Below are 22,040 nucleotides of genomic sequence, written 5' to 3' on the forward strand. Positions count from 1 at the left end.
AACCCTACTTATATCGATAAACGCCCCAATTTCAAACGCGGGGCCGGAAGTTTCGCGAATAAGTGCTTCGCCCTAGTTCCAGACAGATTACCCCAAGCGCATGAAGCGCCTAGAACGTCCGCTTACTCCTTGAGCACCATGTCGATACACATCACCGCCGCAACGATCAGCTTGCGCAGCGGATGGTCCGCCCCCAGCGAGGGATCGATGCGCAGCAGGTAATTGTCGGCCGATGTGAACAACTCCTTGCCGAAGCCGGACCATTGCTTGTTCACGTGGGCGAACTCCGTACCGCCGATCCCGAAGGAAAAATCCCAGCCTGTCCACTTGCCCTTGAGCGAGCAGAGCACTTCACCGGAGGCCGAATACACGTCGAACTTGCCGCCGAGGGAAAAGAACTTCTGCTTGAAGCTGCCCAGCAGCTCGCCGTTACCATCGAAGACCTCCACCTCCGAGAGCACGAACGAACCCCCGCGCTTGATCTCGATCAAGGTCTTCCCGCCCGGTTCCCGAATCTCGATGTGGAAAGGCGTCATCCGCTTGTAGTCCGTGAAGCGAAGCAGCTTCGTGAAGGCCCCCAGCTTCTCCTCGCGACACTCCAGCACCAGCCTGCCGCTCTCCGGATCGTACATGTCGTAGTTGTTGGCCGCCTTAAACATGCCAACATGCTCTTTGACGACGAACGCGTTGAGGGAAAGTGGAGAGCTCGATACGGGTTCCATGGCCGGCCAGAAAAGCGAAGTTCCTAAACCTAAGCAACTTCCATTTGCCGCGCACTCCCCTTTAGACGCCGCGAAAACCGAAAACGGATTGCACGGGCAGAGGTCTGGCCTCCCGCCCCCTCAATTTCGCCCTTCACTTTTTGCCCGACTCGCTCCATCAACCCGCTCCCATGAGCGCAGCAAACGAAAGCAGAGCCAAGACTCCTCTCCCCGCCCCCATCCAGGACGGGCAGCCGCTCACCGCGCTCGCGCCCATGCAGGACGTCACCGACAAGCCCTTCATGGCCGTCATCGCCGACTGCGGCGCCCCCGACTACTTCGTCACCGAGTACTTCCGCGTGCACGTCCAGTCCCGCCTCGAAAAGCATATCCTCGAGGCCGTCACCGAAAACCGCACCGGACGCCCCGTCTTCGCCCAAATGATCGGCGAGGATATCTTCCACCTCACCCGCACCGCCAAGGAGCTACAGAAGCACCCCATCGCCGGCGTCGACCTCAACATGGGCTGCCCCTCACCCACCGTCTACAAGAAGCAATGCGGCGGCGGCCTCCTGCGAGACCCGCAAAAGGTCGACCAAGTCCTCGGCGCCCTGCGCCAAACCGTATCCGGACTCTTCACCGTCAAGATGCGTATCGGATTCGCCGATACCGAAAATTTCGAAGCGGTGCTCGACCTCGTCAACAAGCACCAAGTCGACCTGCTCAGCCTCCACGGGCGCACCGTCAAGGAAATGTACCGCAGCGAAGTCCACTACGACTTCATCAAGCGAGCCGCCGAACGCGTGAACTGCCCCCTGCTCGCCAACGGCGACGTCACCTCCGCCGCCAAAGCCCGCTGGGTCCTCGACTACACCGGCGCCGCTGGCGTCATGGTCGGACGCCACGCAATCCGCAACCCCTGGATTTTCCGCCAGATACGCGAAGACCAAGCCGGCCTCCCCGTATCCAAAATCCCACTTCACCAAGTCAACCGCTACGTCAAGGACCTCTACGCGGCCGTCGCCAAGCCGCACGCGCCCGAGCAAGCCCAAGTCAACAAGATGAAGAAGTACCTCAACTTCGTCGGCCAAGGCGTGGACCCGGAAGGCAAGTTCCTCTACGAAATGCGCCGGGCGAAAAGCAAAAGCCAGCTCTTCGACATCTGCGACCGCCACATGCCAGAAGACGGCGACGGACTCTTCGCCGACGAACCCTACGCCGGCGTCATCGCCCGCCCCAACTGCGAAAGCTAGCGCGTCGCGGAAGCCAGCGATCTCGACTTAAAACGCGGGCAAATCCTCCGCGCTACGGGATCAACTAGAAGTCGCGGACTTCCCAGACTCCCAGCGTCGGATGCTCGACCTGAATGTATTCATCGTCGCAGGACAGAATCTTCCACGGCTTCGCAGCCTCGCTGTTCGCCCCGGCGTAACTTAGGCTAACCAAGCAAACCGACTCGCCCGCCCCCAGCTCCCCGAGCAGCAGTCCTGTCACGTGAAACGGAGCTTGAATGCTACGGCGCGGTCCGTCGCTTTCACTCGCTCGCTCGTCCAGCCCTACCGCTTCGTAACCCGCTACCATCTGCAACACCATCGCCTTCTCGTCCGTCCGCGCCTCCACCATCGTTTCGCCACGTTCAACCAAGATCGATTGATCCTCGTCATAGCTAAGCGAATACGAACCAAAGCGCAGCGTCACGTCCTGGCAGGCCCGACACCGGTGTACCGCGAGCTGCCAATCGCCCTTCCAAAAGAGGCTCGTTTCGACGCTCACCTGCAGCCCGTCGACCTTGCCGCCCAAACTGTACATGCAGGCCATGCGCTCGCTCTCCAGCGCCAAAGGCACCGTACCATGGCGACCGTAGACAAGCTCGCTTCCCTTCATTTGAGCGGTCAGCGATCCATCCAGTGGATACAGGCCATCACCCTTCGGCAGTGTGAAGCCCCAGCCCGACTTGTAGCTCAGGCGACCCCATTTGTGGACGCCAAAGCGGGTATTCGAGGAACCGATCTGCGTACCGACGTTAACGATTTCCGAAGCGCCGTTCACCTTGCGGACAACCAAGTTCGGGCCTTGCAAGGCAACGCTGCGATCTCCTTCCGGCGCAGCTGCTTCCTCCGTCCAAAATGGATCGCTCGGCGGCAGCAGCAAGGGAGCGAAGCCCTTGGCCGCCCAATAGGGAGAGCCGCCGCAGGAGTAACTCTCCGCCAGCTCGGGAAATTCGTCCACCCAACCTATCGACAAACAGCCTTGGCTTTGTTCGATCGGCCGCGTCAGGAAAAACTCGAGATTGCGAGTACACAAACTCCGCGATTCCGCAGGACTGAGCGGCGACGCGCCCACCAAGTAGGCCAAGGCAATCGGCGCCGTCGCATTGAAACGATAGGCGATGGATCTTCCGAACGCAGGGTGCTCCCCGTTGTCCGCGAAAAACAGGCTGTAGTTTTCCAGGAACAAACGGGTACGATCGGAAAAGCGCTGGCATCGCTCTACGTCCTTCTCGCTATAGAGCCGTATCCACCACAAGGGATAAAAATGCCACGCATAGGCATTGTAGAAATCGTAGGCCTGGTTGCTGCCATCCATGTACCAACCATCGCCCGAATACATCCTCTCCAGCTCCTCGAAATACCAATCGATCGCGGCCCGATAGCGGGGATTCTCCCCACGCTCCGCCGCCAAAAACTCCAACAAGAAAACGCCAAAGAAGAGATGGTTGTTCCAGTGATGCCCATTACCCGCGTCCGACTCCAGCCAAAGCAAAACCTGCTCGCGTTCCGCCGCGTCCAGCCCATCCCACAGCCACTCGCGGCTCATCTCGAAGGCAATTCCCAGCAGCCCCATTTCCACCGAGTGCTGCCGGTAGTTCGTCGAGTATCCAAAAAACTGATCAGACTGCGAATCCGTCCCTAGGAGCAAGGCCTTGCGAAACCAAGCCTTCCCCTTCTCCAAGGCGTCCAGGTCGCTCTCCTCCCGGTAGTTCCTCAAGGAAACCTCCCAGTGGCAAAAGAGTAAAAAGGGACGGGCAAAAGCTTCCAAGCGATCGGCGTCGAGGCAGTGGTCGCTGGCCTTGCCCTGGATCGGTATATGGGCTTCGCCTTCCTGCATCAATGCGAGCAATGGCTCCAGCAAGCCCTTCGCGGCGTTTTGCCAATAGCGGTAGCTAGCCGGCACGGAGTCGGCGGTGGGAATCGAATCTTCGTTCATGAAAAGGTTTAGGTCGAGCGGTCGTAGACCTCGCAAGTGATGGGAGCGATAAGGGGCTTGCCTTCCCGAAACCGCTGCAGGTTCTCGATGGCCCGATCCGCCGAATCGATGCGGCGATCGGTGGTCGGCCCGCTGAGGTGCGGCAGCAAGGTCACGTTGCGGCAGCCGCGCAAGGGGTGGTCCACCGGTAGCGGTTCGATCGCAAATACGTCCAGGCCGACCTGCAAATCCGTGCTCTTGACCACCCGAACCAGAGCGTTTTCGTCCACCAATGCGCCTCGGGCCACGTTCACGAAGACCCCGCCAGCCGGAATGCTGCGCAGCAACGCTTCGCCGATGATCTTGTGCCGCGCCGGCGTCAACGCTTCCACTTCGATGATGACGTCGTGGTTCGCGAAAAGGGCTTCCAGGCTATCGGCCTTTTCGACTCCATATTCCTGATACACCTCGTCCGGCATTCCTTCCGTATAGGCGGAGATGCGGGAAGTGAACGGCCTCAATAGCGGCACCAATTCCTTGGCAATTGCCCCAAAGCCATGCAGCCCCACGCGGCGGTCGAACAAAGACTGGGTCTCGGTCGCCGGAGTTTTCCAGGCTCCCTTGTCATGCATTTGCTCGGCCCAATAGGTAAGCCGCCGCATGCAACTGAGCGTAAGCAAAAGAGCGCATTCGGATATGGTCCGACTGATCGAGTTCCCCCAGTTCGTTACCAGCAGCCCTGCTGCGATTTGCTCGCGAGAAACGAGGTGGCGCACCGAGCCCGCCAGGTAGCAGACATACTTTAAGGCTGGAGCCAACTCCGACAGGGCATTCGCCGGCAGCGGCCTCATAGCCCAGCCGCCTACGACGATTTCCGGATTTGCCTCCCGCAACACCGACTCCCATTCCTGCGGCGAGCAATCCTCGGCCGACACCACGCGACATGGCTCCAGCAGTTGCTCCATCTTTGCCAGACGTCCCTCCCTCAGGAAGGTTTCGCTCTCCCTTTGAGTAACGACAATGAGATTGGTTGATTTCAGATTCATAAAAACGGTCCTATGCCTCGACTACGGCTTCACGGGGCGCTTCCCCGTACGAGCCAAGGCGTATCCAATTACCAACAACACTCCTCCGCAAAAGAGGAAGGCTATTCTGCCGCTGAGCGGATTCGGGATGATCGCGAGCAAGGCCACGAACCCGCCGTAAATCATGGAGAGAATACCCAAAGCCTTTCCCTGAGAGGCGTCCTTCTCGCCCGATCCCGTTTCGCTCGCTTCCACGGGAGTCTTGAGGTTCTCGAAAAAGGTATCGACCTCCGCCTTCCGCTCTTTCGACGGTTCCGTATAGAAGAAACTGGAGCCGAGATAGATCAGCGAACCGAAGGAGAGGTTGATCACGACGCCTAGGATTAGCTTCAGGTCGCCCGCCTCGCGCCCGGAAAACTCCGTGCCCAAACCGAGCAGCTCGTGGACGAACTCCGGCGTCATCCACGTATTCACCATAAACGATACACAGAGCCCGAGCACGATGGAAACCCAGCTGGCCCAATCCGGCACTCGCTTCACCACCAAGCCCCAGATCAGAGGCACCTGCATCGGGATGGCCACCAAGGCTCCAAACTGCAGCATCAAGTCGAACAAGCCGATGTCCTTGAGTTGGCTAAACTGGATACCTGCCAATATAATGCAGCCCCCCATCACCAAGGTCGTGATCTTGCCCACGAAGAGCAGCTCCTTCTCGTCGGCATTGGGCCGAATGATCGGCAAGTAGAAGTTGCGTACGAAAATGCCGGCATTCCGGTTCAAGCCGCTATCCATCGAGGACATGGTTGCGGCAAATATGCCCGACATCAACAAGCCCAGCATGCCGGCAGGCAAGGTCAGGATGCAAATGGCGACGTAGCTGGCTTCCTCGGGGTTGTTCAACTGAGGAAACATCGATCCAAGATCTGGATACAAGATAGCTGAGGCCATCGGCGGAACAAACCAGACCACCGGTCCGATCACGAACAGCGCCGACGCGAGCAAGGCCCCCTTTCGCGCCTCCTTCGTATCGCGAGCGCAGAGATAGCGCGAGGCATCCATCAGGTTGTTGGTGGAGGCGAATTGCTTGACGATGATCACCACCACCCAGATCCAGATGAGCGCCGAGTAATTCGTATCGCCGCCAAACAAGCGGTCCGCTGGGAACTCGTTCACGAATGCCTCGACCCCACCGACTTCCTTCAAGGCGAAAAAGGCGCAAACCACGCTGATCGGCATCAGCACCAGAACTTGCATAAAGTCCGACGCGACCACGGCCCAACTTCCCCCCGTTACCGAAAGGAAAAGCACCACCAAGCCAGTCACCAAAACCGTTGTCTCGATATCGAAGCCAAACACCGCTGCAAAGAAAACGCCCAGCCCGTTCAGCCAAATCCCCGCGTACAAGGTTCCGATGGGAATCTGCAGCCAAGTGAACATTTGCTCCGCTGTCTTTCCAAAACGGATACGCATCGCCTCAACTGGAGTCACCACCCGCGACTGCCGACACTTCGCCGCGAAGTACCAGTAGTTGGCGAGGAATCCGATCGCGTTGCCGAAAAAGATGACTAGGATCAGCACCCCGTCCTGATAGGCCTTGCTCGCCGCTCCCGTAAAGGTCCAAGCGCTGAACTGCACCATGAAGGCGCTGCTGCCAGCCATCCACCACGACATCTGACCTCCCCCGCGAAAGTAGTCGCTCGTATTGCCAATGAACTTCCTAAACAGAAGCCCGATGGCTAGCATGAACAGGAAATAGAAGCCGACTACCCCGTAGTCGAATTGGGTAAGGGATATATCCATAATCAATTAGTTTTCAGAGGAAGCGGACTGCCAAAGCTCCAGCTCCTTTTCCAAGTGAGCCGGCACACGACCCAATCGCAAAGAGAGCTGAGCTTCGAACAAAGACTCCGGCTGCACCGGCTGGCCAAGACTTTCCAGGGTGCCCAAGTTGGCTTCGTTGAAACGGGTTTCCTTCCCATGAAACCCTACGATGTTGGCATCGAGGAACAGGTCGCGCTTGTTGTACTCCTGTCTCCAAAAATCGAATTCAGTCTCCTCGCCTCCCGTGCGTTCGAAGTTCCATAGGGTCAATCCGCGCAGGTGGTTCGGCATGCCTACCAAAGGTCCGCCGCTGCGCCCATACCTCCAACCGCCGCGGCAGGAATCCAGCAAGGTCGCGTACGGCCCCGTGGAATGGGCATCGAAGGAGTTCTTAGGCGTATGCTCGAAACGCCAGAAGACGGTAGAGGCGCTCATATAGCCTACTCCAGGCCCGTGAAAATGGCCCGCCGTGTCCGCGACCAAGCCGAAGAGTACGCCGTAGCCGCCGCGAGCGTGCACGGCGTGGTGGCCCAGCGTTCCTCCGAGCCGCAACCTGAGCACGCTAAAGGCCGAGCAATCGTCCATGCGAATACCGTAGTTCCAGTCGTTCATCACGACATCGCGTATCCAACCGTTCCTGACACTGTGCAGGCGAATCCCGCTCCAACCGCCATCGTCCAAGGCGCTGCGGTGGTGCACGAAGTCCCCTTTCCAGCCGCCCACGAAACGCAGCTGCTCGATCCCCACTTCCTCAATCGCCGGATAGTCCTGCACCGACCAACCGAACTGCGGATCGACCGTCACTTGCAAAGGAGCCCGCAGGCGCAGGGTATTGCCGTTTACGGATACAATTTGATGCCGCTCGGAAACGCCTATCCCGTCGGAGACCAGGCGCTTCCACTCGGGCCGGATTGGGCGGTCGCCAAAGAAGGCGGGAACCGCTTTCGGATCCCGCAAGCGCAGCGTAATCCAGTCGCCCGCAGCAAAGGGAGACGGATCTTGCACCGTCAGCTCGAAGGAACCGCGCTCGGACTTGCCGACCACTTTCGACAAAAATCGCTCTTGGGTATTCGTCGGCTCGACATGCAACATGAACGGCGTCGAATACATGCGGTCCGGAAACTCGGGCTCGAGGTGGCGTTCGAACACCAGGTGGGTCCCCTCTTCTCCGGAACCCGCCCCGCGCATGACCACATTGCCCTGGCTCAAGCGGAGCGGAGCTTCCTCCCCGTCCAGTGTATTCAGCAGATACCTACCTCTTTGGAAAAGGACCACCCCGCCCTTTTTCGACGCTGCGTCCAAGGCAGCTTGTACCGCATCCCGGTCCGATACGCCATCGTCCGCCTTCGCCCCGAATTCTTCCACCTTGAACACCCGAGCAGGCCCCGCCGGAATCGGCGAATCCATGAAGTCGTAGCCCGCATAGGAATAGTCGGGCAAGGTCGCGGAGCCTCCCCGCTCCGAAGCTTCGACAAACTCCCGCCAAAGCGCCGACTCTCCCCGGCCGTCCGAACAAGCCGGCATGGATAGGAGCGAAGCGAGAATTACCAGTGGAGAAAGGGACTTCATGTTTTTGCTTTTTCGATAAAGGGTTCACGGCTTGGGCTTTCCGGAACGCTGCGGCGAAAACCAGAACGGAACTGCCTGTTAGGAAAGCCAAATCAGATTCATTCGCAATAGTAGGAATAAAAAGGGCGGGATACGCTCCCGCCCTCGAAATCGATGGTCTCGACCAAGACCTACATCTTGACGCGGTAGCGGAAGATGAAGCGCTGCGGGTCGCCGCGCTTCGCCGAGGCCCGCGTGTACTCCTCGTCGAAGATGTTCTTAGCGGTAAGCTGCAGCGTGTGCTTGCGCTGCTCGCCCCAGTTGTAGCCGACCCCGCCTTCGAAAAGGGTGTAGCCATCCTGGATGATCGCATGGCGCCCGCTGGAATTCGTGTAGCGGGACTCCCCCGTATCGCGAATGCCGAAGGTATAGAACAAGCCTTTTGCCTTCCCTTCCCGCACGCTGTACTTCATCACGACGTTGGCGCTGTAGTCAGGAATTTCCGCGACCGGCAAGCCTTCCAGATTCGGATTATCGGTGATGGCGATTTCCGAATCCACGATTCCGATACCGCCCGTCACGCTGAGCGAGCGGGATACCTTGTAGTTGAAATCGAATTCGTAGCCGGTCGCCTGCTCCAAGCCGTTCTGGGCCTTGTAGGTGAAGGTCTCGCCCGGGTTTGCAGGGTCCGGAGCGCTCACGTTGATCACCACGTCCTCGCGCTTGATGTCGAAGTAGGCCAAGGTGAAGGAAAGTTTGTCGCCAAATCCGTCGCCCTTGAACCCGATCTCCATGCCATCGCCCTTTTCGTTCTCGAAGATCTGCGCTTCGGCCAAAGGCTCACCCGTGACCGGATCCACCGTGTTGAAATCGCGGCTCGGCAAGAAAGACGTGCTGGTATTTCCATACACCATCAAACCTTCGGCCAGCTTGTAGTTCACGCCGAACTGGTAGGTTTGCTCCGAAACGGATTCGCTAGTCGTACTGGGCGTGTTCTGGGCCGAGGAGCTCAAGCTGAACGGAGCATTGTACAGGTCCGTGGTCACCTCGTCGTAGCGAAGGCCCATGTTGATGTTCAAGTCGCCGTCGAGAGCCTTCATCTGGTTCGCGATGAACACGCCTTCCACGTCAACCGTGCGATCCGAATTCGTATCGACTACGCCGATACCGACCGGATCCGTGTTGTCGCCTACGATTCCGAAGGTGTCGGTTTCTCGGATGAGGTCGCGGGACTGCTGGTCGATCCAGCTGTAGTCGGGATTGGATACGTCGAAGCGACGGTCCTGCACGGCGTTGAAGAAGGAGTTGCGACGCAGGTCCTTGTTCGTGATATCGATTCCGAAGCGCTCTTCCAACATCGCTTGCTGCTCCGCCGTAGTATTGCGGTTCAAGCGGGAACGAACGCGGATGTCACGCTGCTCGTTCTTGTCGAAGGTAACGAGCAGGCGATTTTGGATACGGTCCGTGTTGAACTCCTTGAGGAAGTCGACCTGGAAGGAATCTCCCGATTCCCAAATCTCGTAGTTGACCGGCTCGACATAGCGCACGACGCCTTCTTCGAAAACGACTTCCGCGGTGATTTCATCCGCCGTACGATCGCCGAAGTCCACCGCGACCTCGCCGGGGTAGCCGGTGAACTGGTCAAAGTAGCGGTCGTAGTTGTTGTAGGCCGCACGCATGGAAAAGGTCTCGCTGAACTTGTGGGAGAAGCGCAGATCCGTGGTATCGATATCGCGATCGTTGATCTCCTCGGAGCCGAGGAAGCTGTAGTCGTAAAGCTCCGTAGCGAGGCGAAGGTACTCTCCCCCGTCGCTGTTGCGAATCGGCAGCAGCGAACGCCCGCGAGCCTGCGAGCGCTCCAGGTACTCCTTTTCCAAAGTGATCTGGGTGTTCTCGGATACGTTGTACTCCAGCACTCCCGATACCGCGAACTGGTCGCGACCGGTGAAGCCCCAGTCGTCGCGCGTCAGCCAAGCGCCGTCCAAGCGGTAGAGCAGCTTTTCGTCCTTCGTGAGCGGCCCGGTCGTCGCCACCGCAAGACGCGTGTAGTCGTCGGTGCCGAGCTCTACGGAATACTCCTGCTGCGGGGTCGCGGAAGGAGACTTGGTCACGATGTTAATGATGCCGCCCGGATTGATCTTGCCGTAGCTTCCGGCCGCCGGCCCCTTGATCACCTCCGCGCGGGAAACCGTGACGCGATCGATCAAACCAAGGCGGGTAAAGCCGTTGCGGAGCTGCGTCTGCTGCTTGAATCCTCGCAGCTGGTACCATCCTTCCACCTCGTCGCCCGCGAACGAACTCACGTAGGCGAACTGGTCGTCCAAGGAGTCCGCCGCGAAGTCCTCCAAAAATTCGTTCGTCACTACGTTGACCGCATAGGGCAGCTCCGCGATGCGGGTGCGGATACGCGAGCCGGTGATGGACTCCGCCGCCGAGTAGCCGCCCTCGTCGGTCGCCGTGACCGAGAACGGGCTCAGGGTGAAGACTTCTTCCTCTCCGTCCTGCCCAAAGGCAGGCGTCGCCAAAGAGGCAGCGAACAAAGAACCGGCCACAGCCGCTCCTAGCTTGGACCCGCGACGGGTCAATTTCTCAAGGGGACTCAGTTTCATGATGAGTTTTGTTTTCTTGGGGGGTTCTGGTAGGATCGCCAAACAGGCTCAGGCCTGTTGCCGACGATTGAGAAGCGCCAGACAGCGCTCCCCTAGTAGGACAAGACGCCGCCGCGAAACAGCGCGGCGACCCTCCGAAACACGCCCAAGAAAAGCCGCCTCGTCAATTTAAAATTAATAATTATTAAGCCTATCATTCATATTATCAACTAAAACCCTGACCCTACCGAATCCGTTTAATAACATTAATCACTAGCTATCCGTTACTTATAGCGTTCTCGAAGTTTTATTAACTAAACCTTGCTCCTAATAAACTTATAGATATTAGTTTGTTTCGATCATGAGCGCCGCCAAACCTAATAAAAGAGTTTCCCAAGCCCAAATCGCCCAGGAGGCGGGCTGCTCCCAAGCTTTGGTCTCCCTCATCCTCAACGGCCGCACCAAGGGCATCGCCCCCAAGTCCCTGGAACGGGTCCGCCAAATCGCCGCCCAGCATGGCTACGCTCCCCGCGGCATGAAGCTCGACGACGACGCGGCGGAGCGCATCCGCACCGTCGGCTACATTCTGCGCTCCCCTCTCAAGCTGGCCAACAAGAGCAACTTCTTCAGCCACATCCACCAAGGCCTGCACGAGCACCTCAGCCAGCATCAGATCAAGACCGTCTACCTCGGCTCCGAAGACGACTTCAAGGCCGGCAAAGGCTCGCTCCGCGACCACCTGCCCGAAACCGTGAAAGCGGTCGCCGTCATGGGCCAGATCAACGGAAAGCTGCTCGACGAGCTTCGGCTGCTCGGAAAGCCCCTCGTCTACATTTCGGCTCGGGAAACCGGCAAATGCCACTCCGTGCTCTCCAACGAGGCCGATACCGCGGAACTCCTGGTAGAGCACCTCTACCAGCTCGGGCACCGCAGCTTCGCCTGGATCGGCGGCACCCCCAGCGGACGACGCGAGGAGCGGCTCGGAGCCCTGCTGCAGGCCCTGCAGCGAAGAGGACTCAGCCTGGAAGCCGACTTCAATATCGCCACCATCGAAGCGGACCGGAACCAAGGCTTCGACGCGGCCCAGCAGATCCACCAGACCGCCCAAGCGAAAGGCCTAGCCATGCCGACCGCGTGGATCGGCTTCAATGCCCTCATGGCCCGCGGCGCCATCAACTACCTTTTCCAGAACGGATTCCGCATCCCGGGCGACATCAGTTTCGCCGCCTTCGACATGACCCGCGTCTGCATCGAGGAACGGCCTGAGATCACCTCCGCCGGAGCCGACCCGGAGAAGATCGGCATCGAAGCAGGACGCATCATCATGCAGGCCATCGAGCAGGAGATGGAATCGCTCTGCGACCTAACCCTGCCTGCCCACCTCAGCGTGCGCGACACCAGCGCCGCCGCCAAGCCCAGCCCTGTCGCTTAGGAAAGGCTCCGCAACCACTTCACGTATGCTTGCAAGGCCACGTCCGGCTCTTCCAAGTCCGCATGCCAACGCTTCTCGTGCTCGAATACGTACCAGCCCGCGTAGCCGCCTGACTTAAGCGTCGCCACCGCCTTGGCGAGCGGAAGCTGCCCCTCGCCCGGCAGGACGTAGCGCCAGCCGTCCTTCATCGCGAACTCATGGCTCTCGTCGAAAACCGCATCCTTGAGGTGCACGCAGGGGATAAAGGATCCCAGCTGAGCAAAGGTGGTCTCGGGCGACTCCGTACCGATCCGCGTCGTGTGGCCGATATCCCAAAGGATCCGAAAGCAAGGATGCCCCACCGCGTCGAGCAACATTCGGCAGTCCGCCGAATCCACCCAGTAGTCGTGCATTTCCAGCAGCCAGTCGAGCTGCTCGGCGCCCTCCAGCTTCAAGATCGCTTGCATGCAGCGAGCCCCCTGCGCGACCCACTCAGCCCGCGAGGCGCCCTCGTCACCGTATCCGAAAACACGAATTTGCTTCGCTCCCAAGGCAAGCGCCACGGGAATGGTCCGCCGCGCCTCCTCCAGATTCGCTTCGAGCTTATCCGTATCGCAAATGCGAATACTGGAGCTCACTCCGCTCACGACCAATCCGCTCTCCGCGATCAATGCCCGAGTCGCCTCGATGCCAGCGGTAAACTCCGGCTGCTCGGTGATGTCGATCCCCGAACCGGTTCCCCGAAAGTCCACTCCATCGAAGCCGTACTCGGCTCCCTTGCGGATAATTGTCTCCAAGTCCCATTCGGGACAGGCTAAGGTAGTAAAGGCTAGCTTCATTGGAAGACGATCAAACCACTATCGCTCAGATCAAGTCGATAGACTTTTCCCGAAACGCGGGCGATTCCCTGCACCGGATTGGCAACCGAGTAGTAAAGCTGCAAGCCGGCAGCCCCGGACTCGACAGCGATGGTAGCCGGCCCGTTGAACTGGAACTCGAGGTCCTTGCTAATGCGAACGTACTCGCCTTCCACGGCCGCCGCCCGCAGCAGGCCGCTATCGGAAACCTTGAAAAAGGAGAACAGGGCATCCGTCTTCCAAACCGATTCGCCGATGGCAGCGCCCGTGCGATTGGCTGCGATCCATTCGCTCCCGGCCGCATTGCGAACCACCACCGCGGTCTCCGACTTGCGTTCGTAAGCGTAGGCCTCGCCCTGCTCAGTGGCCGCGACGGGATCGAGCAAGGTCAAGCCGAAGGCATCCGCCGTCCCGTTCTTGATGTGCTTGAGGTAAGGAAAGGCTGCGTAGTCGCCCTTGATGTAAGTCAGCTCGCCAGAAAATTCCTTGGTCCGAAATCCCTTGCCCCAGAACCATTGACGCAACCCAGCAGCGGAGCCGTAGTCGTCGTCCTGATACGACCAAGCGTACAAATCGTCCACCACGTCGAGGCTGGCCCGACCGCCATGCATGACAATCTCCACTTGGCCCGCTGCCGGCAGCTCCACCTGGTCGAGAACCGCGAAGCGATCCCCTTCCAGCATAGCGATCAAGCGCTGGTGCTCGCCGCCGTCCGCATAGCGAGCGGTTTTGATCTCGCAGGAGAAAAACGGGGAAACCAAGCGCGAACGCGAAATCGGAGCCAAGTTGGGGGCAACATCGCCGGGAGCCTTGCCGTTAGCCAGCACCACGTTGTGCGCTTCCGCGGTCAAGTACCATTCCCTGCGGATCGCTTGACCATAGCTCGCTCTCGTGTATCCGGAATCCGATGACATCAATTGATTCTCAGCCTGCAAAATAAAGCTCAGGTGGTCGTAGTGCTCGTGGTTGTCAGCTTCCGCAACGGCCTGGAACAAAAGCGTGCGGGAATTCGGATCGTTATAGTTCCAATCACTTCGAAAGACACTTTGTCCCGATTCGAGAAACTGCACCGGAGAAACATCGGGCTGCGTCGCGACGATGTCCGGCTGGTAGCACAAGTACTCCATCAAGGGTTTCGGATAATCCCAACTGGCCCCCGTATAGTTGTACCCCGTCTTCGCCTCCGATTTGTCGAAAGCGGAATAGTCGGTGCTGTGAAAGTTCCACTGGAGGACTTCGGAAAGCGGAGCGCTGGAATGCAAGCTCGTAGGCTTATCGCGAAATGCTCCCGCAACCAACTGAGACGGGTACGGCTTGATGAAGCTGTCCTCTATGTTCGGCGTCCATCCCTTCCCATTGCGGGTAACGATCGGCCACTCGAACGCTGGCTGGAAAACCGAGAATCCATCGAAGCCTGCCGCATTTTCGTAGTGATACAGGAAAGGAACGAAATTAATGAAAGAAAAGAGGTAGTAGAACGAACCCTCACGGTACACGCCATCTCCGCTAAAGAAATAACGCGTGTTGGCATTCGAGGCCGCAACGGCCCTCTCCAACCAAGCTTCCGCATCGGGATGGTCCGACAAGCACAAAGCCATGCTTCCCAATCCCCAAGCCGGCTTAGAAAGGTGGTTATGAGGGCTGCCTGCCCAAGACCAAAGATTCTCATACATGTATTGAGTATGCTCGACCAGATGACCGCGGATAATCGCGTCGTCCTCTTTGGACAGAGCCGGCTGCACCCAGTCGTAAGCCGCAGCAAAACTCTGGGCCCAAACGCCTTGGTAGATTTCGTCCACAGCGCTTCCCTTGACGATCGGGTCCAGCTGGTAAAGCGGTCCGGCGTAGCCACGCTTCAGCGCCTCGACCGCCTTGTCCAAGTAAGCCTGCTTCTTTCCGTCGTTGGATACTTGATACAGAAACGCGTTGTAGGCCGCGACCTGGGTAAGCGTTCCGTAGTATTTGTGCACGACCTTCTTGTCGTCCACCAGCGAAGGGATCGGCGGCAGCTCCGCCAATACGAACTCGCTCCCTGCCAGCTCCTTCCAATAAGCGGCCGCCACATCGTCGGCGTCCTTCTTCTTGGCAAGGGCTGCAGCCTCGTCCGCCGAAAACCAAAGCGAGGGATGGACTTCCTTCGCAGGCATGGTCACCTGGCTCGGAAGCTCGAAGCCGTCGTAGGTGTAGTAGTACTCGCGCTCGTTCAATCCGAAGGCCGCATTCGCAGCGATAGCTGCCGCAACCCCTAGCGATAAAATTCTAGCAACCATATACGCCTCCGTTGATGTCCAAAGTCGCGCCACTGATGAATCCGTCGTATTCAGAAGCTAGGAAAAGCACCGCGCGGGCCACGTCGTCCGGATTGCCGGCCCGTTCCAGCGGCAGAGACTTGATCGTCGCCTCCGCCGACTCCTGCGTCGTGTGCGTATTGTGAAAGGACGTCCCCAGGATCAGGCCCGGAGCGATTGCGTTTACCCTCACGCCCTTCGGTCCAAGCTCGGTGGCGAGCGAACGGGTCCAGGTCAAGATGCCGCCCTTCGCAGCCGAGTAGACGATCGATCCAGCATGGCCTCCCTTGCGGCCAGCCAAGGAGGAAAGGTTCACGATGCTGCTGTTCTCGTTGACGACCAACATGTCCAATACCGCTTGGGTGATCAGGAAGTTAGAGGTCACGTTAACGTCCCAGACCGACTTCCAAAAGGAATCCTCGATGGTGCCCAGATCGCGACGGCCGATGAGCGAACCGGCGTTGTTCACCAGAATGTCCAAACCGCCCAAAGCCGCCTTCACTTCCGCTGCAACCTTCTGGGCATCCTCGCGCTTGCACAGGTCTCCCTGCACCGCGACCGCCTTCAAGCCTTTCGACTCGGCGAGCTCTACCAACGACTTGGCCACGCTATCGCTGGAGAAATAGTGGATGGCCACCAAGGCTCCTGCCTCGATGAACTGACGCGAAATCGCTTCTCCTATACCTTGAGCGCCCGCTGTCACGAGTACTCGCTTACCCTTCAATTTTTCTGAAATCATAATTTTTCCTTTGTATCTACTATTTGCTTACAGCGAGGAGAGATTCGTCCTCAATTAGCCATGTACCATGAACCGGGTGACTCAAACGCCAGACCCCGTCTTCCAAGGAATCAAACGACCAAGCCTGCCCCTCTTCCTCGCAGGTCCCTGCAAAGCTCAAGACCGCGAGGTCGCGCGTCTCGTTCGCAGCCACTTCCGTTTCGAGCACGGCCGTCGCGTGGTAAGGCGTCTGGATGTGACGCCTCGGGCCGTCCGAGTCGCTCAGTCGCGCATCGAAGAAGCTCGAGCTGAAGCCACAAACCGATTGCAAGGCAAGCGAACGCTCTCCGTTGCTTGCCGCAGCCCTGGGGAAGGAATTCGAAAGGTCCGCCTTCTGCTCAGCGGCCACCGGCAACGCGTAGCTTCCGTGCCGCAGCGTCGCGGCATCCTTGGCGATGACGCGATGGACAATCAACTGCCAGTTGCCCTTCCACCAAACTCTCGTTTCAACCGATACCTGAAACTGCTCCTGCTTACCGCCAAGGCTGTACAAGCAACCCATGCGATCCTCTTCGATCGCGAAGGGAGCCGTATAGTGGCGGCCGTATACGACCGAGGATCCAAGCTTCTGGGCGGTAAGGCCTCCATCCAATGGATACATCGCTGGATCCTTCGACAAGGCGAAGCCCCAAGCGCTCTTGTAGCTCAAGCGGCCCCACTTGTGCGGACCGAAACGGGTGTTCGTCGATGCGATTTGCGATCCGGCGTTAATAATCTCAACTTCGCCGTCCACTTGGCGAACGATCAAACAAGGCGCCTTGAGCGCGAGGACTCGGGATTCCTTCCCGTCCTCGACCGGAGCAGCTTCCTCGCTCCAAAACGCGTCGTCCGGCGAAAGCAAAAGCGGCGAGAAGGCCTTGGCGGCCCAATAGGGCGAACCACCCGTCGAATACACTTCGACCATCGGCAGGAATTCGTCATACCAGCCCAACGACAAGCATCCTTGGCTTTGCTGGATCGGCTTCGACAAGAAAAACTCCAAGCTCCGCTGGCAAAGGCCACGAGCGCGGGAAGGCTCGAGGGGCGAAGCTCCCAAAGCTTGGGCCAGACCAAACGGAGCGGTCGCATTGAAGCGATAAGCGATAGAGCGACCAAAAGCGGGATGCTCACCGCTCTTGGCGAAAAAGTTGGGATAATCTTCCAGAAAGCGGCGGGTGCGGGCCTTGAAGCGCTCGCAACGTCCCGTATCCGTTTCCCCATACAGGGCCACCCACCACAAGCTGTAGTAGTGCCACGCGTAGGCGTTATAAAAATCGAACGCCTGGTTCATGCCGTCCATGTACCATCCCTCGTCGGCGTACATGCCTTCCAGCTCCTCGAACCAGCGATTCACCACCCCACGGTAAGCAGCCCGGCGACGGCCTTCGCGCTGCAGGAACTCAAGCACGAAGATGCCAAAGAACATATGGTTGTTCCAATGGTGCCCATTGCCCACGTCCGACTCGAGCCAGGACAAGATCTGCTCCCGCTCCTCATCGCTTAGCTCGTCCCAAAGCCAATCGCGACTGAGCTCCAAGCCGATCACCAGCAACCCCATCTCTACGGAATGCTGATGAAAGTTCGCCGCGTATCCAAAAAACTGATCCGAGTTTGGATCGCTTCCCAGCAACAGGGCTTTGCGAAACCAGTCCTTCGACTTGCCTAGCAAGGCATCGTCCTTTTCGTCCTTGAAATAGCGAGTGGAACGCTCCCAGTGGCAAAAGAGAACGAACGGGCGAGCCAAGGCTTCGAGCCGGTCCGCATTCTCATCGTGATCGCTCGCCATCCCTTCGATATCGAGCTGGGACTTGCCCTCCTCCATCAAGGCAGCCAAGGGCTCGATCAGGGAACGAGCGTGGTTTTGCCAAGTCCGGTACGACGACGGAACCGAATCCCGCCGAGCGTCTGCACCATCAAAAAAGCGCGGTAACATTTCGATTGTATCCATTTTCCTGTAGATTCGATTAAGTTGAGCGATCGTAGATCTCTAGAGTGATCGGCTGCAGCACCGGCTCGCCGCTTTGGAAGCGACGCAGATTCTCCAAGCTATGGTCCGCGGCATCGCGACGACGGTCCGTCGACGGCCCGCCCAAATGCGGCAGCAAGACGATGTTGCGGCAGCCGCGGAACGGATGGTCGGCCGGCAAGGGCTCGACCGTATAGACGTCCAAGCCGACCTGCAATCGACCTTCCTGAGCCACTCGGAACAAAGCATCCTCGTCAACCAAAGCCCCGCGGGCTACGTTCACGAAAGCGCCGCCAGCCGGGATGCTGCGCAGCAATTTCTCGTCGACGATCTTTTCGCGCTCGGGCGTGAGGGCCTCGAGCTCGATGACGACGTCGTTCTCCGCAAAGAGTCGCTCAAGGCTCGTTTCCTGCCGGATGCCGTACTCCTTGAAGACCGACTCCGGCACCCCTTCGGTATAAGTGGAAATCTTATCGGTAAAGGGCCTTAGCAGCGGCAAGAGAGCTTTGGCCACCGCTCCGAAGCCGTGGATACCAACGCGGCGGTCAAACAGCGACTGCGTCACCGTTTTCACGTCCTTCCATCCCCCTTGGTCGTGCATCTGATGCGACCAATAGGCAACCCGGCGCATACAGGCCAAGCTTAGCAGCAAGGCGCACTCCGCAACCGTACGGCTGATCGAAGAGCTCCAATTCGTAACCGTGACTCCCTGCTCGATCAGCTCGCGCGGCACGAGCTTACGGATCGACCCCGGCAGGTAGCAAATGTACTTCAGGGCTGGAGCGATCTCCGCGCAGGCATTCGCCGGCAACGGTTTCGTTTTCCAACCCGCAACCAAAATCTTCGGGTTCGCTTCCTTCAGAAGCTCAAGCCACGACGCGTCCGTAAAGGACTCCGCGTCCACTACGCGACAAGGAGCGATCAACTCGCGCAGACGCTCCAATCGGCCTTCCACGAGGAAGGTCTCGATCTCGATCTGCGACAATACTATTAAATTCGTAGACTGCATTGCAAATTCCTCAAATGACAGGACCGGCCAGCTCCAGAAACTCGAGCCCTCCCGTCGTCTTAAATGTTACCTCACCCGCTTCCGCCGCGATGAATACTCGGTCGTACTGCTTCACCTCGCAAAGCTGCCCGCCTACTTCGATCGTTCCCGATCCCTCAGTGACTACCAGGATGTAGAATCCCTCCTCGTACTTCGTAACCATTCTTTCGATACGGGTCGAGCGAGCCTCGAAGCAAGGAGTTCGATCCGCACCCACGAGAAGCCTTTGCACCGATCCGTCCGCAAACTCGTGCAGGACACGCGGCTCGCAAACGAAGTCCGCAGCCTGCTTCGGTTCCAGGTCGAAGACGTTCAGGCAAAAGTCGAGACCGCGCCCCATGAAGCGCGAGTCCTCGGGCAGCACGTATCCGCCCCGTTCGAATTCGAATCGCACTACCAAGTCACTGGCTTCCATGAGCTCGACCATCAAGATCCCTTCGCCCAAAGCATGAGGACAGCCGCCGGGTATCAGGAAAACGTCCCCGACCTTAACGGGTATTTTGTCGAAGCACGACTCCAGGGCCGCGATGTCCTGCGTCTCTATCCAGCGCTTCAGCTGCTCGCGGCTGGGAGGACGCTGGAACCCTGCATAGATGTAAGGATCCTTGATTTCCTCGCGAATGGCCAAGATCACGTACGCCTCCGTCTTCCCTTTGTTGACGCCCAAGTGCTTGGCGGAAAAGTCCGCCGTGGGATGAACCTGGAAGTGCAGGCGGATCGCCGAATCCAAGTACTTCGCCAAGATGCGCATATCCGTTCCGAAACGCTCCACGTGCTCCTTGCCCAGGTAAAACTCCGGCTCCTTCGCTACCAGGTCGCTAAACGGAACCAGCTTGCCTTCCTCGTTATGCACCTTCGCCAAACCTTCGTCCGGATCGCTCTCCACTGGATTGTTGGCCCGCGTGAGCGAAGCGATCCAATCCTCCGGATAATGGCTATCGGCCGGAGCCGGCTTGCCTTCGATTCGGTCCAAGGTGCACCCGCCCAAATAGCTGCGCCACACTCGGTTTGCCTGCAAAGGCAAGAGACTCTTTCGCGTTAGCATCATGCTTTCGCCTTTCCTTTTCCGGTCTGCATCAATGCGTATCCAATTCCCAACAACACCAGTCCACAGAACATGAAGGCAAAGCGTCCCAGCATCGGGTTAGGGATCGCGGCCAGAAGGAAAACGAAACCGCCGTAGATCATGGAGAGGATACCCAAAGCCTTGCCCTGGGAAGAGTCGCGCTCTTCAGACCCCGTCTCGCTCGATTCCACCGGAGTGTGCAAATCCTCGAAGAAGCGGTCGACCTCCTCCTTGCGCTCCTCGCTCTGGTCCTTGTAGAAGATGGACGACCCCAAGTACACGGCCGAACCGACGGTAAGGTTGATCACCACGCCGAGGATCAAAGACAGATCGCTCGCTTCGCGCCCCGAGAACGAGGTTTCCAAACCGAGGAAGCTCTGCACCCAATCCGGAGTCATCCAGGTCTTGATCACGAAGGAAACGCAAAGCCCCACTACGATCGTCACCCAGCTCGCCCAGTCCGGCACTCGCTTCACGAGGATACCCCAGATCAAGGGGACCTGCATCGGAATGGCGACCAGCGCCCCGAACTGCAGCATCAAGTCGAACAAGCCGATATCCTTAAGCTGGCTGAACTGGATACCGGCCATGATGATACACAGACCAAAGACCACGGTGGCGATCTTGCCTACCAAAAGCAGTTCCTTCTCGTCCGCCTTCGGGCGAATCAACGGCAAGTAGAAATTGCGCACGAAGATACCGGCATTGCGATTCAAGCCGCTATCCATCGACGACATCGTCGCCGCAAAGATCCCCGACATGAGCAGGCCGAGCATGCCAGCCGGCAAGGTCATGATACAGATCGCCACATAGCTGGCTTCCTGGGGGTTCGTAAGCTGCGGAAACATTTCCCCAAGATCTGGATACAAAATCGCCGAAGCCATGGGAGGCACGAACCAAACGACCGGCCCGATCACGAAAAGAGCCGAGGCCAGCAAGGCCCCCTTGCGGGCCTCCTTGGTATCGCGAGCGCAGAGATAGCGGGACGCGTCCATCAAGTTGTTCGTCGAAGCGAACTGCTTGAGCAAGATCACCACCACCCAAATCCAAATCAAGGTAGAGTAATTCGTGTCGCCGCCAAAAAAGCGGTCCGCCGGGAAGCGCTCCACCAACTCGCTCACCCCGCCCACTTCCCTCAGGGCGAAAAACGCAGCGACCACGCTGATCGGCATCAAAACCAAGACCTGCATGAAGTCCGACGCGACGACCGCCCAGCTCCCCCCTGTCACAGAGAGAATGAGCACTACCAAGCCCGTAACTAGAACGGTCGTCTTGATGTCGAACCCAAAGACGGCGCTGAAAAACACGCCGAGTCCATTCAACCAAATTCCTGCGTAAAGCGTCCCGATGGGAAGCTGCAGCCAAGTGAAAACCTGCTCCGCGGTCTTGCCGAAGCGAATCCGCATCGCCTCCACCGCCGTGACGACTCGGGTCTGCCGGCACTTCGCCGCGAAATACCAGTAGTTCGCCAGAAAGCCGACCGCATTGCCGAAAAAGATGACCAGCACCAAAAGCCCGTCGCTGTAGGCCTTGCTCGCCGCACCGGTGAAGGTCCAGGCGCTGAACTGCACCATGAAAGCGCTGCTGCCCGCCATCCACCAGGACATCTGCCCTCCGCCACGGAAAAAGTCGCTCGTGTTTCCGATAAACTTACGAAAGAGCAAGCCTATCGCCAACATGAACAAGAAATAAAAGGCGACGACGCCGTAATCGAAATTCGTGAGGGTAATATCCATAAGGCTGATAAGTTAAGAGTTCTCGCGCCGCCCGAAGGGGGA

General features: G+C 58.5%; 15 protein-coding genes. 2 read left to right on the forward strand and 13 right to left on the reverse strand.

Annotated elements, in window-relative coordinates:
- Window positions 1-122: 122 nt before the first annotated feature.
- Window positions 123-722, reverse strand: a complete 600-nt coding sequence (locus tag QEH57_RS04705) for a phospholipid scramblase-related protein (RefSeq protein ID WP_309005524.1) — start codon at window positions 720-722, stop codon at window positions 123-125.
- A 170-nt stretch (window positions 723-892) separates the two neighbouring features.
- Between QEH57_RS04705 and QEH57_RS04710 the strand changes: the two genes are divergently transcribed.
- Window positions 893-1,954 carry a tRNA-dihydrouridine synthase family protein gene (locus QEH57_RS04710; protein ID WP_309005525.1) on the forward strand — a complete coding sequence of 354 codons (1,062 nt, stop codon included), beginning with the start codon at window positions 893-895 and terminating at the stop codon, window positions 1,952-1,954.
- Between the two features lie 64 nt (window positions 1,955-2,018).
- Here the strand turns inward: QEH57_RS04710 and QEH57_RS04715 are convergent, their stop codons facing one another.
- The 5 genes from QEH57_RS04715 to QEH57_RS04735 all read right to left on the reverse strand — a co-directional run bounded on the left by QEH57_RS04715 (window position 2,019) and on the right by QEH57_RS04735 (window position 10,890).
- A complete protein-coding gene (locus tag QEH57_RS04715) occupies window positions 2,019-3,908 on the reverse strand; it encodes a DUF2264 domain-containing protein (RefSeq protein WP_309005526.1) in 1,890 nt (629 codons plus the stop codon).
- 8 nt (window positions 3,909-3,916) lie between these two features.
- Window positions 3,917-4,933, reverse strand: coding sequence for a hydroxyacid dehydrogenase (locus QEH57_RS04720; RefSeq protein ID WP_309005527.1), 1,017 nt, complete (start codon window positions 4,931-4,933; stop codon window positions 3,917-3,919).
- A gap of 21 nt (window positions 4,934-4,954) precedes the next feature.
- Window positions 4,955-6,712: a sodium:solute symporter family protein gene (locus QEH57_RS04725; protein ID WP_309005528.1), complete on the reverse strand. Its 1,758-nt coding sequence runs from the start codon at window positions 6,710-6,712 to the stop codon at window positions 4,955-4,957.
- Window positions 6,713-6,718: 6 nt separating this feature from the next.
- Window positions 6,719-8,302 carry a DUF4955 domain-containing protein gene (locus tag QEH57_RS04730; RefSeq protein WP_309005529.1) on the reverse strand — a complete coding sequence of 528 codons (1,584 nt, stop codon included), beginning with the start codon at window positions 8,300-8,302 and terminating at the stop codon, window positions 6,719-6,721.
- Between the two features lie 170 nt (window positions 8,303-8,472).
- Window positions 8,473-10,890, reverse strand: a complete 2,418-nt coding sequence (locus QEH57_RS04735) for a TonB-dependent receptor (RefSeq protein WP_309005530.1) — start codon at window positions 10,888-10,890, stop codon at window positions 8,473-8,475.
- Window positions 10,891-11,230: 340 nt separating this feature from the next.
- On the opposite strand from QEH57_RS04735, the gene QEH57_RS04740 reads away from it, so the two are divergent.
- A complete protein-coding gene (locus QEH57_RS04740; protein WP_309005531.1) occupies window positions 11,231-12,301 on the forward strand; it encodes a LacI family DNA-binding transcriptional regulator in 1,071 nt (356 codons plus the stop codon).
- On the opposite strand, the gene QEH57_RS04745 is transcribed toward QEH57_RS04740, so the two are convergent.
- From QEH57_RS04745 to QEH57_RS04775, 7 genes are read right to left on the reverse strand one after another with little or no spacing between them, the layout of a single operon-like run.
- Complete coding sequence (locus QEH57_RS04745) at window positions 12,298-13,119, reverse strand: sugar phosphate isomerase/epimerase family protein (RefSeq protein WP_309005533.1); 822 nt, start codon at window positions 13,117-13,119, stop codon at window positions 12,298-12,300. The genes QEH57_RS04740 and QEH57_RS04745 overlap by 4 nt on opposite strands.
- Complete coding sequence (locus QEH57_RS04750; protein WP_309005534.1) at window positions 13,116-15,407, reverse strand: heparinase II/III family protein; 2,292 nt, start codon at window positions 15,405-15,407, stop codon at window positions 13,116-13,118. The genes QEH57_RS04745 and QEH57_RS04750 overlap by 4 nt, the downstream gene beginning before the upstream one ends.
- Window positions 15,397-16,164 carry an SDR family oxidoreductase gene (locus QEH57_RS04755; protein ID WP_309005535.1) on the reverse strand — a complete coding sequence of 256 codons (768 nt, stop codon included), beginning with the start codon at window positions 16,162-16,164 and terminating at the stop codon, window positions 15,397-15,399. Before QEH57_RS04755 ends, QEH57_RS04750 begins: the two co-directional genes overlap by 11 nt.
- Window positions 16,165-16,183: 19 nt before the next feature.
- Entirely contained in the window at window positions 16,184-18,130 is a 1,947-nt protein-coding gene (locus tag QEH57_RS04760) for a DUF2264 domain-containing protein (RefSeq protein WP_309005536.1), read from the reverse strand.
- Window positions 18,131-18,146: 16 nt separating this feature from the next.
- Entirely contained in the window at window positions 18,147-19,157 is a 1,011-nt protein-coding gene (locus QEH57_RS04765; protein WP_309005537.1) for a hydroxyacid dehydrogenase, read from the reverse strand.
- Window positions 19,158-19,167: 10 nt separating this feature from the next.
- Window positions 19,168-20,244, reverse strand: coding sequence for a class I mannose-6-phosphate isomerase (locus tag QEH57_RS04770; protein WP_309005538.1), 1,077 nt, complete (start codon window positions 20,242-20,244; stop codon window positions 19,168-19,170).
- Window positions 20,241-21,998: a sodium:solute symporter family protein gene (locus QEH57_RS04775; RefSeq protein ID WP_309005539.1), complete on the reverse strand. Its 1,758-nt coding sequence runs from the start codon at window positions 21,996-21,998 to the stop codon at window positions 20,241-20,243. The genes QEH57_RS04770 and QEH57_RS04775 overlap by 4 nt, the downstream gene beginning before the upstream one ends.
- Between the last annotated feature and the right edge of the window lie 42 nt (window positions 21,999-22,040).

Source organism: Pelagicoccus sp. SDUM812005 (assembly GCF_031127875.1).
Lineage (GTDB): Bacteria > Verrucomicrobiota > Verrucomicrobiia > Opitutales > Opitutaceae > Pelagicoccus.